Source organism: Aeromonas sp. R6-2 (assembly GCF_040908155.1).
GTDB classification, from domain to species: Bacteria; Pseudomonadota; Gammaproteobacteria; order Enterobacterales; family Aeromonadaceae; genus Aeromonas; species Aeromonas schubertii.
In genome coordinates this window covers 1-14,708 of record NZ_JBFODE010000065.1, presented here as the reverse complement: position 1 = coordinate 14,708, position 14,708 = coordinate 1, and the positions used below count along the sequence as shown (strand labels likewise).

The 14,708-nt window shown below is 63.1% G+C and carries 14 protein-coding genes and 1 riboswitch; of the genes, 9 read left to right on the top strand and 5 right to left on the bottom strand.

Annotated elements, in window-relative coordinates:
- Positions 1 to 57: 57 nt before the first annotated feature.
- The 6 genes from fabV to AB5Y48_RS17440 all read left to right on the top strand — a co-directional run bounded on the left by fabV (position 58) and on the right by AB5Y48_RS17440 (position 6,861).
- The gene (fabV, locus tag AB5Y48_RS17465) at positions 58 to 1,245 is read left to right on the top strand and encodes an enoyl-ACP reductase FabV (RefSeq protein ID WP_368165289.1); all 1,188 of its coding nucleotides are present in this window, start codon (positions 58 to 60) and stop codon (positions 1,243 to 1,245) included.
- Between the two features lie 72 nt (positions 1,246 to 1,317).
- Positions 1,318 to 1,848: a non-heme ferritin gene (ftnA, locus tag AB5Y48_RS17460; RefSeq protein ID WP_050666452.1), complete on the top strand. Its 531-nt coding sequence runs from the start codon at positions 1,318 to 1,320 to the stop codon at positions 1,846 to 1,848.
- 102 nt (positions 1,849 to 1,950) lie between these two features.
- A complete protein-coding gene (locus tag AB5Y48_RS17455) occupies positions 1,951 to 3,135 on the top strand; it encodes an NAD(P)/FAD-dependent oxidoreductase (RefSeq protein ID WP_224162475.1) in 1,185 nt (394 codons plus the stop codon).
- A gap of 10 nt (positions 3,136 to 3,145) precedes the next feature.
- Positions 3,146 to 4,819 carry a sensor histidine kinase gene (locus AB5Y48_RS17450; protein WP_168929939.1) on the top strand — a complete coding sequence of 558 codons (1,674 nt, stop codon included), beginning with the start codon at positions 3,146 to 3,148 and terminating at the stop codon, positions 4,817 to 4,819.
- The gene (locus tag AB5Y48_RS17445) at positions 4,813 to 5,547 is read left to right on the top strand and encodes a LytTR family DNA-binding domain-containing protein (protein WP_060583571.1); all 735 of its coding nucleotides are present in this window, start codon (positions 4,813 to 4,815) and stop codon (positions 5,545 to 5,547) included. The genes AB5Y48_RS17450 and AB5Y48_RS17445 overlap by 7 nt, the downstream gene beginning before the upstream one ends.
- 132 nt (positions 5,548 to 5,679) lie before the next feature.
- A complete protein-coding gene (locus AB5Y48_RS17440) occupies positions 5,680 to 6,861 on the top strand; it encodes an MFS transporter (protein WP_224160387.1) in 1,182 nt (393 codons plus the stop codon).
- A gap of 64 nt (positions 6,862 to 6,925) precedes the next feature.
- Here the strand turns inward: AB5Y48_RS17440 and AB5Y48_RS17435 are convergent, their stop codons facing one another.
- From AB5Y48_RS17435 to AB5Y48_RS17420, 4 genes are all read right to left on the bottom strand, one after another.
- Entirely contained in the window at positions 6,926 to 8,050 is a 1,125-nt protein-coding gene (locus tag AB5Y48_RS17435; protein WP_050666454.1) for a 5-(carboxyamino)imidazole ribonucleotide synthase, read from the bottom strand.
- A complete protein-coding gene (purE, locus tag AB5Y48_RS17430; RefSeq protein ID WP_050666455.1) occupies positions 8,047 to 8,556 on the bottom strand; it encodes a 5-(carboxyamino)imidazole ribonucleotide mutase in 510 nt (169 codons plus the stop codon). The genes AB5Y48_RS17435 and purE overlap by 4 nt, the downstream gene beginning before the upstream one ends.
- Before the next feature lie 70 nt (positions 8,557 to 8,626).
- Positions 8,627 to 8,929, bottom strand: coding sequence for a hypothetical protein (locus AB5Y48_RS17425; protein WP_050666456.1), 303 nt, complete (start codon positions 8,927 to 8,929; stop codon positions 8,627 to 8,629).
- A 5-nt stretch (positions 8,930 to 8,934) separates the two neighbouring features.
- Positions 8,935 to 9,861, bottom strand: a complete 927-nt coding sequence (locus tag AB5Y48_RS17420; protein ID WP_050666457.1) for a sodium-dependent bicarbonate transport family permease — start codon at positions 9,859 to 9,861, stop codon at positions 8,935 to 8,937.
- A gap of 108 nt (positions 9,862 to 9,969) precedes the next feature.
- On the opposite strand from AB5Y48_RS17420, the gene AB5Y48_RS17415 reads away from it, so the two are divergent.
- The 3 genes from AB5Y48_RS17415 to murI all read left to right on the top strand — a co-directional run bounded on the left by AB5Y48_RS17415 (position 9,970) and on the right by murI (position 13,873).
- Complete coding sequence (locus AB5Y48_RS17415; RefSeq protein WP_368165286.1) at positions 9,970 to 10,872, top strand: LysR family transcriptional regulator; 903 nt, start codon at positions 9,970 to 9,972, stop codon at positions 10,870 to 10,872.
- A gap of 36 nt (positions 10,873 to 10,908) precedes the next feature.
- Positions 10,909 to 11,085: riboswitch (cobalamin riboswitch) on the top strand.
- A gap of 52 nt (positions 11,086 to 11,137) precedes the next feature.
- Complete coding sequence (locus tag AB5Y48_RS17410; protein WP_368165284.1) at positions 11,138 to 13,000, top strand: TonB-dependent receptor; 1,863 nt, start codon at positions 11,138 to 11,140, stop codon at positions 12,998 to 13,000.
- 105 nt (positions 13,001 to 13,105) lie between these two features.
- Positions 13,106 to 13,873: a glutamate racemase gene (murI, locus tag AB5Y48_RS17405; RefSeq protein ID WP_050666469.1), complete on the top strand. Its 768-nt coding sequence runs from the start codon at positions 13,106 to 13,108 to the stop codon at positions 13,871 to 13,873.
- A 7-nt stretch (positions 13,874 to 13,880) separates the two neighbouring features.
- On the opposite strand, the gene AB5Y48_RS17400 is transcribed toward murI, so the two are convergent.
- A complete protein-coding gene (locus AB5Y48_RS17400) occupies positions 13,881 to 14,363 on the bottom strand; it encodes an RNA recognition motif domain-containing protein (RefSeq protein ID WP_368165282.1) in 483 nt (160 codons plus the stop codon).
- Positions 14,364 to 14,708 lie beyond the last annotated feature (345 nt).

Sequence of the window (14,708 nt, the reverse complement as noted above, 5' to 3'; positions counted from 1 at the left end):
CATGGCCTGTCCGTCTCGCTCGGTTATGCTGTGGGCTCCACGCCAGAGGAGGCCGAGATGATCATTCAACCCCACATTCAGGGCTGTGTGGCCCGCAACTGTCACCCCCTGGGCTGTCGCGCCGCCGTGCACGAGCAGATCGAACGCGTTCGCGCCGCCGGTACCTTCGCGGGGCCGAAACGGGTGCTGGTGATCGGTGCCTCCTCCGGGTTTGGCCTCGCCTCTCGCATCGCGCTGACCTTCGGGGCCGGCGCCGACACCATCGGCATCTCCCTCGAGCGGGGTCCCTCCGAGAAGGGGCTCGGCAGTGCCGGCTGGTACAACAACATCTGGTTTCGCGAGGCGGCCGAAGGGGAGGGGCGGGTGGCCCTGAATCTGATCGGCGACGCCTTCTCCGATACCCTGCGCCAGCAGGCTGTCACGGCGATCCGCGAGCGGCTCGGTCAGGTGGATCTGGTGGTCTACTCCCTGGCGAGCGGGCTGCGCATGCTGCCTGACGGCAGCCAGGTGCGTTCCGTGCTCAAGAGCACGGGCAGTCCCTTCAGCGGTCTGGGCTATGACCTGGAGCACGATGCCCTGATCCCCCAGAGTCTGGAGCCCGCCAGCGAACAGGAGATCCGAGACACCGTGAGCGTGATGGGGGGAGAGGATTGGCAGATCTGGATGCAGGCCCTGGCCGAGGCGGGTTGTCTCGCACACGGTGCCCAGACGGTGGCCTACTCCTATATAGGGCCCGAATCCACCTACCCCCTCTATCGGGACGGCACCATCGGCTATGCCAAGGAGCATCTGCACGCCAGCGCCGAGGCGATCAACCTGCAGCTGGCGGGGATGGGTGGTCACGCCTGGGTGGCGGTGTGCAAGGCGCTGGTGACCAAGGCGAGTGCCTTTATTCCGGTGCTTCCCGTCTATCTCGCCGTGCTGATGCAGGTGATGAAGGAGCGCGGCACCCACGAGGGGTGCATCGAGCAGATGATGCGCCTCTTCGGCGACAAGATGTACGGTGGCCGAGGGGTGCTGGCCGACGGTCACCGCCTGATCCGGATGGACGACCGGGAGCTGGATCCCCAGACTCAGGCGGCGGTGGCTGCTCTCTGGGCACGGGTGACGCCGGAGAACTTCCGCACTCTGGGAGACTTTACCGGGCTGCGGCACGACTTCCTCGCCCTCAATGGCTTTGGCCTGGCGGGGGTGGACTATCAGGCGCCGCTGGAGCCGTCATTCCTGTTGGCCCTGCACCCCTGATGGGCAAGATGACTTGATCCCACCCCACCGTTGGGAAACAATCGGCAACACATCACAAGCGGAGAGAGCGCCATGCTGGCCCAAGCCATGATCGACAAACTGAACGAGCAGATTAACCTGGAGTTCTACTCCTCCAACCTCTACCTGCAGATGAGTGCCTGGTGCGAGGACAAGGGCTTCGAGGGGGCCGCCACCTTCCTGCGCCAGCATGCGGTCGAGGAGCGCCAGCACATGGAGCGCCTGTTTACCTATGTGAGCGAGACCGGTGCCATGCCCAAGCTGGGTGCCATCGAGGCGCCGCCCCACGAGTTTGACTCCCTCGGCGCCGTGTTCCGTGCCACCCTGGAGCACGAGTTCCACATCACCAAGTGCATCAACGGTCTGGCTCATGTGGCTTTCACCACCCAGGACTACTCCACCTTCCACTTCCTGCAGTGGTACGTGGCCGAGCAGCATGAAGAAGAGAAGCTGTTCAAGAGCATCGTCGACCGCCTCAACCTGGTGGGGGAAGATGGCAAGGGGCTCTACTTCATCGACAAGGAGCTGGCCGAACTGGCCAAGGGCGGTGCTCCGGCCAGCATCATGGATGCCGCCAGCGCCTGAGGCGTGGACACTTCTCGTCCAGCCAGTACAATAACGGCCCCCTCGCGGGCCGTTTTTTTATGGGCGCCGGCGGGACGACTTTCTTTTGATGGGTGAACGATGATGAAGCAGGTGGATGTGGTGGTGATCGGGGCGGGAGCCTCGGGGCTGATGTGTGCGGCCCAGGCGGGCTATCGGGGCCGACAGGTGCTGCTACTCGACAACGCCAAGAAGCCGGGGCGCAAGATCCTCATCAGCGGGGGCGGGCGCTGCAACTTTACCAATGTGCAGGCCAATCACCAGGCCTATCTCTGCGACAATCCCCACTTCTGCAAGTCGGCCCTGGCGCGTTTCACCGCCCAGGATTTCATCGACCTCGCCGATCGCCACGGGGTCAACTACCACGAAAAGACCCTCGGGCAGCTGTTTTGCGACGAGAGCGCCAAAGAGATCGTCGATCTGCTGCTCACCGAGTGCGACTGGGCCGGGGTGACCCTGCAGACCCACACCGAGATACTGGCGGTGCACAAGGAGTCGGAAGGCTTTCGTCTCGAGACCAGCCAGGGGGAGGTGCGTTGTGCCTCCCTGGTGGTGGCCACCGGTGGCCTCTCCATGCCCAAGCTCGGTGCCACCCCGTTTGGCTACAGGCTGGCGGAGCAGTTCGGTCTGACCGTGCTGCCGACCCGCGCCGGTCTGGTCCCCTTCACCCTGCACCAGGCCGACAAGGAGGCGTTCGCCGATCTCTCCGGGGTCAGTCTGGAGGTCGAGGTGAGCGCCGAGGATGGCACTTGTTTTCGCGAGGCCATGCTGATCACCCACCGTGGCCTCTCCGGCCCGGCCATGTTGCAGATCTCCTCGTTCTGGCTGCCGGGACAGGCGCTCTCCATCAACCTGCTGCCGGGACGCGACATCGCCGCCACCCTGCAGGAGTGGGTCAGGGCCAACCCGGCCCAGGAGCTCAAGACGGTACTGGGGCGCGAGCTGCCCAAGCGCTTCGTCGAGAAGCTGGTCGAGCTGGGCCAGCTGACCAATAAGCCCCTGCGTCAGTACAACGGCCCCGAGCTGGCCGCCGTGGCCGAACTGCTCGGCCGCTGGACGGTGCGTCCCAACGGTACCGAGGGCTATCGCACCGCCGAGGTGACCCTGGGCGGGGTCGATACCGACGAGCTCTCCTCCAAGACCATGGAGGCGCGCAAGGTGCCGGGTCTCTACTTCGTCGGCGAGGTGGTGGATGTGACCGGCTGGCTCGGCGGCTACAACTTCCAGTGGGCCTGGGCCTCGGGGTGGGTCGCCGGCCAGTTCTGCTAAGGAGGGGAAGGTGAGCGGCGATCTGATGATGTTGCTGGCGGTGTTTGAGCGCGCCGCCCTGATGCTGATGACCCTCTTCTTCCTGACCCGGGTCTGGCCGTTCCAGCACCTGTTTCAGAAGCAGGATCACTCCCCCGCCGAGTTGGCGTTGGTTTCGGTCCTGTTTTGCGCCTTCGCGGTGCTGAGCACCTACACAGGCATCCCGGTGGAGGGAGCGCTCATCAATGTGCGTATCATCGCCGTGTTGGCGGGGGGCATACTATTCGGTCCCTGGGTCGGCATTCCCGCCGGCGTGGTGTCGGGGCTGCACCGCTACCTCATCGACATCGACGGCTACACCTCGCTCCCCTGTCTGCTGAGCAGTGTCTCGGCGGGCCTGCTGGCGACCCTGATCCACTACCGGGTGCGCAAGTCGCGCCTGTGGCTCTACGGCATCCTGGCCGGCATGGTGTGTGAGGGGCTCACCATGTTGCTCATCTGGCTGCTCACCGAGCCTCATGCGATCGGCATCGGCATAGTGCGCAACATCGCCCTGCCGATGATCCTCGGCACCGTCTGCATCGGGCTCATCATCCGGCTGGTGCAGGATCTCGACGACGAGAAGGAACTCATCGCCGCCAAGCAAGCCAAGCTGGCGCTGGAGGTGGCCAACAAGACCCTGCCTTTCTTTCACGACCCCGATCGTCACGCCCTGGAGCAGGTGTGCGAGATCATCCGCAGCGAGATCGATGCCGATGCGGTGGCCATCACCGACACCCGCGATGTACTGGCCTATGCCGGTGCCGGCAAGGAGTACTACGAGCTCGACGATCACCACGCCATCAGCGCCATGACCCGACGTGCCGTGGTGCTCGGCCAGATCATCATTAACAACGATTTGCGCCAGTACCACCTGGCCAATTTCCACTCGGCCATCATCATTCCCTTGCGAGAGAAGGGGGCGGTGACCGGCACCCTCAAGGTGTACTATCGGTGCACCCACAGCATCACCAGCTCGCTGCGCGAGATGGCGGTCGGTCTCTCCCAGCTCATCTCGACCCAGATGGAGGTGTCGCGCATCGAGCAACTGCAGGAGGCGACCCGCAAGGCCGAGTTCAGCGCTTTGCAGAGCAAGATCAACCCTCACTTCCTGTTCAACGCCCTCAATGCCATCTCCTCGCTGATCCGCATCGATCCGCACAAGGCTCGCCAGCTCATCGCCAACCTGGCCGACTACCTGCGCTACAACCTCTCCCGTGGCGACGAACTGATCGACCTCAATGATGAGCTGCAACAGGTGCGCGACTATGTGGCCATCGAGCAGGCGCGCTTCGGCGACAAGCTGACGGTGGTGTTTGATCTCGACGACGTCACCATCAAGCTGCCGAGCCTGCTGCTGCAACCCCTGGTGGAGAATGCCATCTTGCACGGCATTCAGCCGCGCAGCGCTCCGGGCAAGGTGACCATAGAGGTGCGCCAGTTGGCGGGTGGGGTGCGGGTGGCGGTGCGCGACACCGGTTATGGCATCAGCCAGGAGGTGATCGACAACCTGGCCGCCGGCACCGTCATCAGTGGCAGCATAGGTCTCACCAATGTGCACCAGCGGCTGACCCTGCTCTACGGAGAGGGATTGCAACTGCGCCGGCTCGATCCCGGAACCGAAGTCTGTTTCTATCTGCCCGATCCCGAGGTGCAACCATGCTGACCGCCATCATAGTCGAAGACGAGTACCTGGCCCGGGAGGAGCTGGCCTACCTGATTGGCCGGCACAGCGCCATCGAGATAGTGGCCAGCTTCGAAGATGGTCTGGAGGCGTTCAAGTATCTGCAGGATCACGAGGTCGATCTCGTCTTTCTCGATATCCAGATCCCTGCCATCGACGGCATGATGCTGGCCAGGAATCTGCGCAAGTCGTCCCGTCCCCCCGAGGTCGTGTTCGTCACCGCCCACAAGGAGTTTGCGGTGGAGGCGTTCGAGCTGGAGGCCTTCGATTACCTGCTCAAACCCTATAACGAGACCCGCCTCATCCACCTGCTGCAGAAACTCGAGCAGCAGGTGCAAGGGGGGCGCGGCCCCGTCCGGCAGGAGGCACCGCTGGCGCGCAACCGGAGCGTCAATTTGGTGAAAGGGGAGCGCATCATCGTGACCCCGTGCGACGAGATCTACTACGCCGAGGCGGACGAGAAGCTGACCCATGTCTACACCCGCACCGATCGCTTCGTGATGAGCATGAACCTCTCGGAGTTTGTCAGCCGGCTGCCGGCAGAGGGCTTCTTCCGCTGCCACCGGTCCTACTGCGTCAACATCCACAAGATCCGCGAGATAGTCCCCTGGTTCAACAGCACTTACCTCATCCGGCTCCATGATCTGTCGTCCGAGGTGCCGGTCAGCCGCAGCAACATCAAGGCGTTCCGCCAGTTGATGGGACTCTGATTGCAGTTCATGCCCCCCGTTCTGCACTTCATGCCTTTTTAGGCCGGCGCACCGCCCGGTGGGCATACAGTGACCGTCATACAGAGAGGCGAACCGCCTCCCCCTATGGCAGATGTCACCGTGAGTAGCCCCATGAACCTGCAGAAAACCCGGATGCTGACCCTGATCGGCACCATCATTACCCAGTTTGCCCTCGGCTCCGTCTACACCTGGAGCCTGTTTAACGCCCAGCTCTCCAGCAAGCTCGACGAGCCGGTCAGCCAGGTGGCGTTCGTCTTCGGCCTGCTTAGTCTGGCGCTGGCGGTGGCCTCCTCCCTGGCTGGCAAGTTGCAAGAGCGTTTCGGGGTCCGCAAGGTGACTCTGGGTGCTGGCCTGCTGCTCGGGCTCGGCTTCTTCCTCACCGCCCACGCCAGCAACCTGGCGATGCTCTATCTGTGCGCCGGCATCCTGGTCGGCTTTGCCGACGGCACCGGCTACCTGATGACCCTCTCCAACTGCGTCAAATGGTTCCCCGAGCGCAAGGGGCTCATCTCCGCCTGTGCCATCGGTGCCTATGGCCTCGGCAGTCTCGGCTTCAAGTTCATCAACGGGCTGCTGCTCTCGAGCCAGGGCCTTGAGGCCACCTTCCAGTTGTGGGGGCTGATCGCCATGGCCCTGGTACTGGTGGGCGGCATGCTGATGACCGATGCGCCGCGGCAACAGGCGGCGGGCAGCGCCAGCGCCGGCCGCGACTTCACCCTGGCCGAGGCGATGCGCAAACCCCAGTACTGGATGCTGGCGCTGATGTTCCTCACCGCTTGCATGAGCGGCCTCTATGTCATCGGCGTGGCCAAGGATATCGGTGAGAAGATGGTGAACCTGCCGGCCGTGGTGGCCGCCAATGCCGTGGCCATTATTGCCATGGCCAACCTGGGAGGGCGCCTGGTACTGGGCATCCTCTCCGACAAGATGCCGCGTATCCGGGTCATCTCCATCGCCCAGATCATCACCCTGGCGGGGATGGGGCTGCTGCTGTTTGTGCCGCTCAACGCCAACCTCTTCTTCCTGGCCGTGGCCTGCGTGGCATTCAGCTTCGGCGGCACCATCACCGTCTACCCCTCGCTGGTGAGTGACTTCTTTGGCCTTAACAACCTGACCAAGAATTACGGCGTCATCTATCTGGGATTCGGCATCGGCTCCATCATAGGTTCCATTGTGGCGTCCCTGTTTGGCGGTTTTATGGCGACCTTCAACCTGATCCTGGTGTTGCTGCTGGTGGCGCTGGTCTGCTCCCTGACCATTCGACATCCGGCGCCACGCCCCGTCGAGATCTAAGACGATGCCATTACAAAGACCCGGGCCTTGGCCCGGGTCTTTTTATTGTGACGGGAGGCGCGCCTTAGCGCGGTGGCAGTCCCAACAGGGCGCGCAGCCGGCGTGCGGTCGACTCGACCCTTGGCCAGTCGCCACCGGTGACGGTGACGTGGCCCATCTTGCGGCCGGGGCGGGCTTCGCCCTTGCCATAGAGGTGCAGGTGCACCCCGGGCAGGGCCAGTGCACCGGCCCAGTCCGGCGTACCCTCTTGCCACAGATCCCCGAGCAGGTTGAGCAGGATGGCGGGCTGCACCTCGGCCCGGGCCGGCAGGGGCAGGTCGCACAGGGCGCGCACCTGCAGCTCGAACTGGCTGCAACCGGCGTTGTCGATGCTGGGGTGTCCCGAGTTGTGGGGGCGCGGTGCCATCTCGTTGACCAGCAGCTGGCCGCCGACCAGGAAGAACTCCACCGTCAGCACACCGACGTAGTCGAGGGCGGCGATGATGTGCTCGGCGATGCGCTGGGCCTCGGCCTCCAGGGCCGGTTCGTTGGCCGGGGAGCGGGTCTGATCCAGGATGCCGCCGCTGTGCCAGTTCTGTACCAGGGGCAGGGCGCTGATGGCGCCGCTCGGGCTGCGCGCCAGGGTCAGGGCAAATTCCCCCTCCAGTGGCAGGCGTTTCTCCAGCACGCAGGGCACGCCGCTGGTGGCCAGGGCCGCCGGCACGTCGCTGGCCTGGTGAAGAGTCCACTGCCCCTTGCCGTCGTACCCCTCGCGGGCGGTCTTGAGGATGGCGGGGAAGAGGTCGTCCGGCAGGGCGGGCAGCGGCTCGCCCGGCAGCAGGGTCAGGTTCGGCGCAACGGGAACCCCGGCGCGGGCCAGGAAGGCTTTCTCCTCGCGGCGATCCTGGCAGACGCGCACCGCGCTCGCGGCCGGTCGCACCGGGATGCGCTGCTCCAGCAGGGCCAGGGAGGCGGCGGGAACGTTCTCGAATTCACAGGTAACGGCCACGCAGCGTCGGGCCAGATCCTTCAGCGCCTCGGCATCGTCATAGGCGGCCACGATCTGCTCGTCGGCGGCGGCACCGGCGATGCTGGCGGGATCCGGATCCAGCACGATCACCTTATAGCCGAGGCGATGGGCAGACATCACGAAGTAGCGGCCGAGCTGGCCGCCACCGAGCATGCCCAGGGTGGCGGGGGGCAGTATCATGCCGGCTCCTCCAGCTCCAGGGCCAGTACCCGGTCGCGCTCCCTGGCGCGAAAATCCTCGAGCTGCTGCTGGTAGCGCGGGGCGTCGCCATCCTGGGCGACCGAGAGCAGGGAGACGGCGAACAGACCGGCATTGGCGGCTCCCGCCTCGCCGATGGCGAAGGTTGCAACCGGTACCCCTTTGGGCATCTGCACGATGGAGAGCAGAGAGTCCATTCCCTTGAGCTGGCGGGTCGGGATCGGTACACCCAGCACCGGGACCGTGGTCTTGGCGGCCAGCATGCCCGGCAGGTGGGCGGCACCGCCGGCGCCGGCGATGATGGCGCGCAGGCCGCGCTCACGGGCGCTGGCGGCGTATTCGAACAGCAGATCCGGGGTGCGGTGGGCAGAGACCACGCGCGCCTCGTAGGGAACCCCATGCTCCTTGAGGATGCGGGCGGCCGCCTGCATCACTGGCCAGTCGGAATCCGAGCCCATCACAAGGCCGATCAGGGGGGGCTGAGTCATCATCATCTCCTCGACACAAGCTGCACTAAAACGTTTGCCCTATGGTATCAAAAAAGCCGGCAAAGCCGGCTCAAAATTTCTCGGGACGCACTATCTCCACCGTCTGCAGGAAGGCGACCATGGCGTAGTGGGGGTAGTAACGTTCCTGCAGGTGGGCGAGCAGGTGCAGTGCCAGCTCCCGGTTGCAGATGGCCTCGAGGCGGATGTTGCCGCTCTCGCTCCAGCTCGCATTGCGCTCCCCGTGATCGCCGCGGCCACGGGCATCCGTGATGGTGTAGCCGCGCAGCCCCTCGCGGGTCAGGGTGCGCAGCAGGGTGGGTTCGAGATTGGCTTCCGTGACGACGGTGAGCAGGGTGCGTTGTTCGGTCTGCATGGGGACTACTCCACGAAATGGCGGGCCCACTCATGATAGAGGGGAATGCCCAGCATGATGTTAAAGGGAAAGCTGACGCCGAGCACGGCGCTTAAAGAGAGGCCGGGATTGGCCTCTGGCAGGGCGATACGCATGGTGGCGGGCACTGCAATATAGGAGGCGCTGGCCGCCAGGGTGGCAAGCAGGGTCAGGCCGCCAAGGGAGAGTCCCATCAGTTGGCCGGTAAACAGTCCGAGGCCCGCAGAGGCGAGGGGCATCAGCAGGGCGAACCCCAACAGGAAGAGGCCATGGCGGCGCAGGTCCTGACACTGGCGGGCGACGATGAGCCCCATCTCGAGCAGGAAGAGGGCCAGCGCTCCCTTGAAGAGATCCACGAACAGGGGCTTGAGAGGGGCAACCCCCTCGGGACCTGCCAGATAACCGATGGCCATACCGCCGAGCAACAGGGTGACCCCCTTGCCGAGGAAGGTCTCGTGGGCCAGCACGCGCCAGCGGGTCTGGCGACTGATGCCGCGGGCCAGCACGATACCGACCAGGATGGCGGGGATCTCCATCACGGCCAGGAAGATGGAGAGCTGGGATTCGAACACTATGCCGCGCTCGGTCAGCCAGTTCACCCCGACGGCGAAGGTGGCCACGCTCACCGAGCCGTAGTGGGCCGCGGTAGCGGCTGCATCGACTCGGCTCATGCGCAGGCGCAGGATGGCGAAGCCGATCAGGGTCTGCACCACGCCAAGCCCGATCACCAGCAACAACTGGGGCAGCAGGGGAAGCAGTGCCTGCTGGGAGAGACCGACTCCCCCCTTGAGGCCGATGGCCAGCAGCAGGAAGAGTGAAAGGGTCTCATAGAGTGCAGGTGGCAGCTTGAGCTCGGAGCGGACCAGCCCCGCCAGCAAGCCAAACAGGAAGAAGAGTACGACGACATCCAACATGGTTGGCCTCTTGAGTGATTCAGATCACGGAAATGCTAGAGAGGATGATTCATCGATTAAATCAGATTATTGTTGATAGTTGTTCGGTAAAAACTGATAAGGCCCGGGATGCTCAACTACAAACAGCTCTACTACTTCTGGCATGTGGCACGCAGCGGCAGCGTCACCCGGGCCGCCGAGCAGTTGCATCTCACCCCTCAGACCATCAGCGGTCAGGTCGCAGAGCTGGAGCAGTCCCTCGGGGTGGCGCTGTTCAACCGGGTGGGAAGAAGGCTGGAGCTGACCAGTGCCGGCCGCCGTGCCCAGCAGCAGGCGGGTGCCATCTTCAGTTTGGGGGCCGAGCTGGAACACACCCTGCGCCATGCCGCCCGGGAGCGGGTAATGACGGTGGGGATCGCCGATTCTGTCCCACGCTCCCTGGCTTATGAGCTGCTGGCGCCGGCGATGGAGCTGGCGACCCCCTATCGACTGATCTGCCACGAAGAGAGGGTGGAACATCTGCTCGGCGAGCTGGGTCACCACAGGCTGGATATGGTGCTGATCGACCGCCCCCTTCCCGTCGACTGCGGGGTGCGTTGTTACGAACATGCCCTTGGCCACACCCCGCTCGCCCTGTTTGCCGCTTCGGCACTGGTCGATGTGGTGGGGCCCGACTTTCCCGCTGCCCTCGACGGTGCCCCCCTGCTGCTCCCCGGCGAGAAGTCGGCCATTCACGATCGGCTCCTCGATTGGTATGGAGAGCGGGGGCTACACCCCCATATCGTCGGTCAGTTTGATGATTCGACCCTGATGAAGTCTTTTGGCAAGGCGGGCAAGGGGCTCTTCCCGGCGCCCTTGGCCATGCGCCAGGAGATAGAGCGGCTCTATGGGGTGACCTGGCTCGCCACCCTGGACGATCTGCCCCTCTCCTATTATCTGGTGACTGCCGAGCGGTACCTCTCTCATGACGGTGTCGAGGCGGTCATGGGGGCTGCCCGGTCGCGCCTGTTCGCCCATGACCCACAGGAATAGATGTCTGGACTGCTATACTTCTTGTCTCTCCCTGCCCTATAATCCGGCCACTTTGGCGCATCATGCTTAATAGGGAATCCGGTGAAAATCCGGAGCTGACGCGCAGCGGTAAGGGGGAACGACGCGACAACGGGCACTGCCATGGGGTGGGAAGCCGTCGCCTAGGCCTGATGCCCCCGAGCCCGAAGACCTGCCAGAGTTCGTATTTCCCGGCCGCCCATTTGCTGCCGAGAGATGGATGCTTACGCGAACTTAAGGATCTGTTATGTCCAAGTTATTCATGGCGGCCGCCTTGCTGCCGACGGCCGTGCTCGCCCAGACGCCGGTACAGAGCAACGAGGTGATGGTCGTCACCGCCAACCGTATCGAACAGCCCGCCTCGACCGTGTTGGCGCCGGTCAATGTGATCTCCCGTGACGAGATAGACAGGCTCCAGGCCCAGACGGTGAGCGATGTGATCAAGACGCTTCCCGGGGTCGAGGTGATCGCGACCGGGGGACGAGGTCAGCTCAGCACGGCCCGGGTGCGTGGGGGGACGGCCTCCCAGACCCTGGTGCTGGTAGACGGTGCGCGCAGCGCGTCCCTGACGGCCGGGGTCACCGAACTCAACAACCTTCCCCTCAATCAGGTTGAGCGTATCGAGTATGTGCGTGGCGCTCGCGCGACCATCTATGGTTCCGATGCCATCGGTGGGGTCATCAATATCATCACCCGCCCCGAGCCGGGCACCACGGCGCATCAGTTCAATCTGGGGGCAGGTTCTCATCGGCAGCGCCAGGCCTCTTTTAGCAGTGCCAACCAGATTGGAGAGGCGGGCCAGCTCAAGGTGGCGGGCGGCTTTGACGATGAAGAGGGGTACAACGTCCACCCTCTGCCGGGGGTCAACGACGGCGATCGTCATGGTCATCGGGGCTACAACGCCCTGCTCGACTATCAGCAGGGGCTCGGTGAGCGTTGGGATCTGTTTGGTACGGCGCGCTGGTTCCGCAATCAGGCGCAGTATGACAACTCCTATGGCGCCTCTTCCTGGGGGGCGGGCCAGCACCAACGCAACGAAACCTGGACCGAAAACCAGAGCTATCAGGTGGGCTCCCGTTATCACGATGATCGTTATCTGAGCGAGCTGCGCGGTACCTTCTCCCGCCAGGATGCCTATGACTATCCTGATGACAGTGGACGGGACCAGGCCAACAACCGCACCTATACCCGGCAATACAATCTCAACTGGGTCAACAACATCAGGCTGAATGATGCCTGGACCCTGGGGGCCGGAGCCGACTGGCAGCGGGATGAGCTGGATATGCGTTCGCGCTCCTCAGGCAGTCCCTACCCGGAGGCCGCCCATCAGCGCGATAACACGGGCCTCTACGGCCTGGCCCAGTATGACGATGGCACCTGGCAGGGTGAGTTGAGCGGTCGCAGCGACGATAACGAGCAATTTGGTCGCCACAATACCTGGCAGGCCGGTGCCGGCTGGCGCTTTATCGACGGTTATCGACTCAGTGCCCGGCATGGCACGGGCTTCAGGGCCCCCACCTTCAATGATCTCTACTATCCCGGCTCGGGCAATCCCACGCTGAAGCCGGAAGAGTCCAAGAGCAGTGAGTTGATGCTGGACGGTGTGCTGGCTGACGTTAGTTGGCGCCTGACCGGTTATCGCAACGATTTTGAGCAGATGATCCAGTGGGCTCCCGGCAGTGGCGGACTCTGGACGCCTCAAAACGTGGGGCGGGCACGCATCGACGGTGCCGAGCTGGAGGGGGAGTTTGATACGGGCTGGTTGAGCCATCGTCTCTCCCTCGAGTACAAGGATCCCAAGGATCGCCAGAGCGACAAAGAGTTGCAGCGTATTGCCCGGAAAAATGCCAAGTGGGTAGTACAGGGAGAGTGGGAGCAGTTTGATGGATCCATCACCTGGCTCTATCAGGGTGAGCGTTACGCCGATCCGGCCAATACCCAGCTGATGGGTGGCTATAGCCAGTGGGATCTGGCGTTGGGCTACCGCCCCGCCCCGTCCTGGAAGGTGGCAGGACGAGTCAGCAATCTCTTCGACAAGCAGTACGAGACGACACCGGGTTATCCGGCTGATGGCCGTACCTACTATGTGACGGTCGACTATCGCCTCTAATCGTTACGAGCCCCGCCCTGCGGGGCTCTGCTTTATAGAGGGAGGGCTTTTCCAATCCCAAGGGGGAGGAGTATGATCGCCAACCTGCACCAAAGGGGGAGCCAGGTGGCCAATATTCTCGTTTTTGACTCCGGCATGGGTGGCTTGACCATCTATCGCGAGATCCGTCGCCTGCTGCCGGCCCATCACTACTTCTACTGTTTCGACAATGCCCACTTCCCCTATGGTGAGCTGAGCGAGCTGGCGCTTATCGACACCTGCACCAAGACGGTGGCGACCATGGTTGGCCGCCATGCCATCGACCTGGTGGTGATCGCCTGCAATACCGCCAGCACCGTCGTTCTGCCCGAGTTGCGTGCCCGGCTCGCCATCCCGGTAGTAGGGGTGGTGCCTGCCATCAAACCGGCGGCCGCCCTGACTCGCAGCGGTTGTATTGGTCTGCTGGCAACCCCCGGCACGGTCACCCGTGATTACACTCATCAACTCATCGCCCAGTTTGCACCCGGTAAGCGTGTCTTGCTGATGGGGAGTACCGATCTGGTCGTGATGGCCGAGCAGAAACTGTCGGGCACCCCGGTGGATATGGTGCAGCTGCGCGACGTGATGGCTCCCTGGTGTGAGGGTGGGCCGGATACCATAGTGCTCGGTTGCACCCACTTCCCCCTGCTTGGGGAAGAGATAGCCACTCTGATGCCGGATGTGGTGCTGGTGGATTCTGGTGAGGCAGTGGCTCGCCGGGTGGCTCATCTGTTGGGCGAGGGGGGGGAAGAAGCAGGCCTGGGTGCCGCCTTCTGCACCCGCCTGGATGAGGATGCGGCCAAATTAAAAGCCCCCTTGATGGCTTGGGGGCTTTCGACATTGCAAGAGATATAGAGGGGGCTCAGCTACCCATCTCTTCCCCTTCCTTCTTCTCATTGGCCTCGCGCACCTTCAGAGTGCGCTGCTGGTACTCCTGATCGTTAAGCGCGGTCACGGCCCGTTCGGCATCGGCTACCGGCATCTCGACGAAGCCAAAGCCACGACGCTTGCCGGTCACCTTGTCTTTCATCAGACGCACAGAGATCACCTGACCGTGTAGGGCAAAAAGCTCGCGTACGGCTGCCTCATTGGCCCGATAGGGGAGGTTGCCAACATAGAGGGTGCGAGTCTCACCGGTCGGGGAGGTGGACGCTTCGGCACTGTGGGTCCGCTTACGCTGCAGCAGCAGGGGAACGATAAAGCCACCGACGGCCAGTCCAAGTGCAAAGATGACCTCAGCCTCGAGTTGGAAGTGAAGGGCCTGGGCGACCAGATAGCCAACCAGAGCGAGGATGAGTGCGCAGATGGCAGCCTGCAGCAGCAGGGGGTAATCGGACAATCTCATGGGGTTCTGCCCTTATATGAATGAAATCAATGAAAACGCAACACTTTGTTCACCTTCATGGTAACCAGCTTTGCAGTACTAAGCCACTTGCCAAGGGGTAAAAAGGGATATTGGCAAGATCTGCCCTATATAAAAGGGGCGCCAGAGCCACAAATGTGGATAACTCTGTATATATACACTTAGTATTCTGTTTCTAACTGATTGTTTTGAAGTTTTCGTGATTTTCTTCAAAAAAAGCCTTGTCATCCCTGCGCGCCTCCCTATAATGCGCCCTCACCAGCACGGCGGATGACGCCGGATGGTCAGCGAGTTGGCAACGCCAACCCGGCTGCGAAAGAAAAGCGA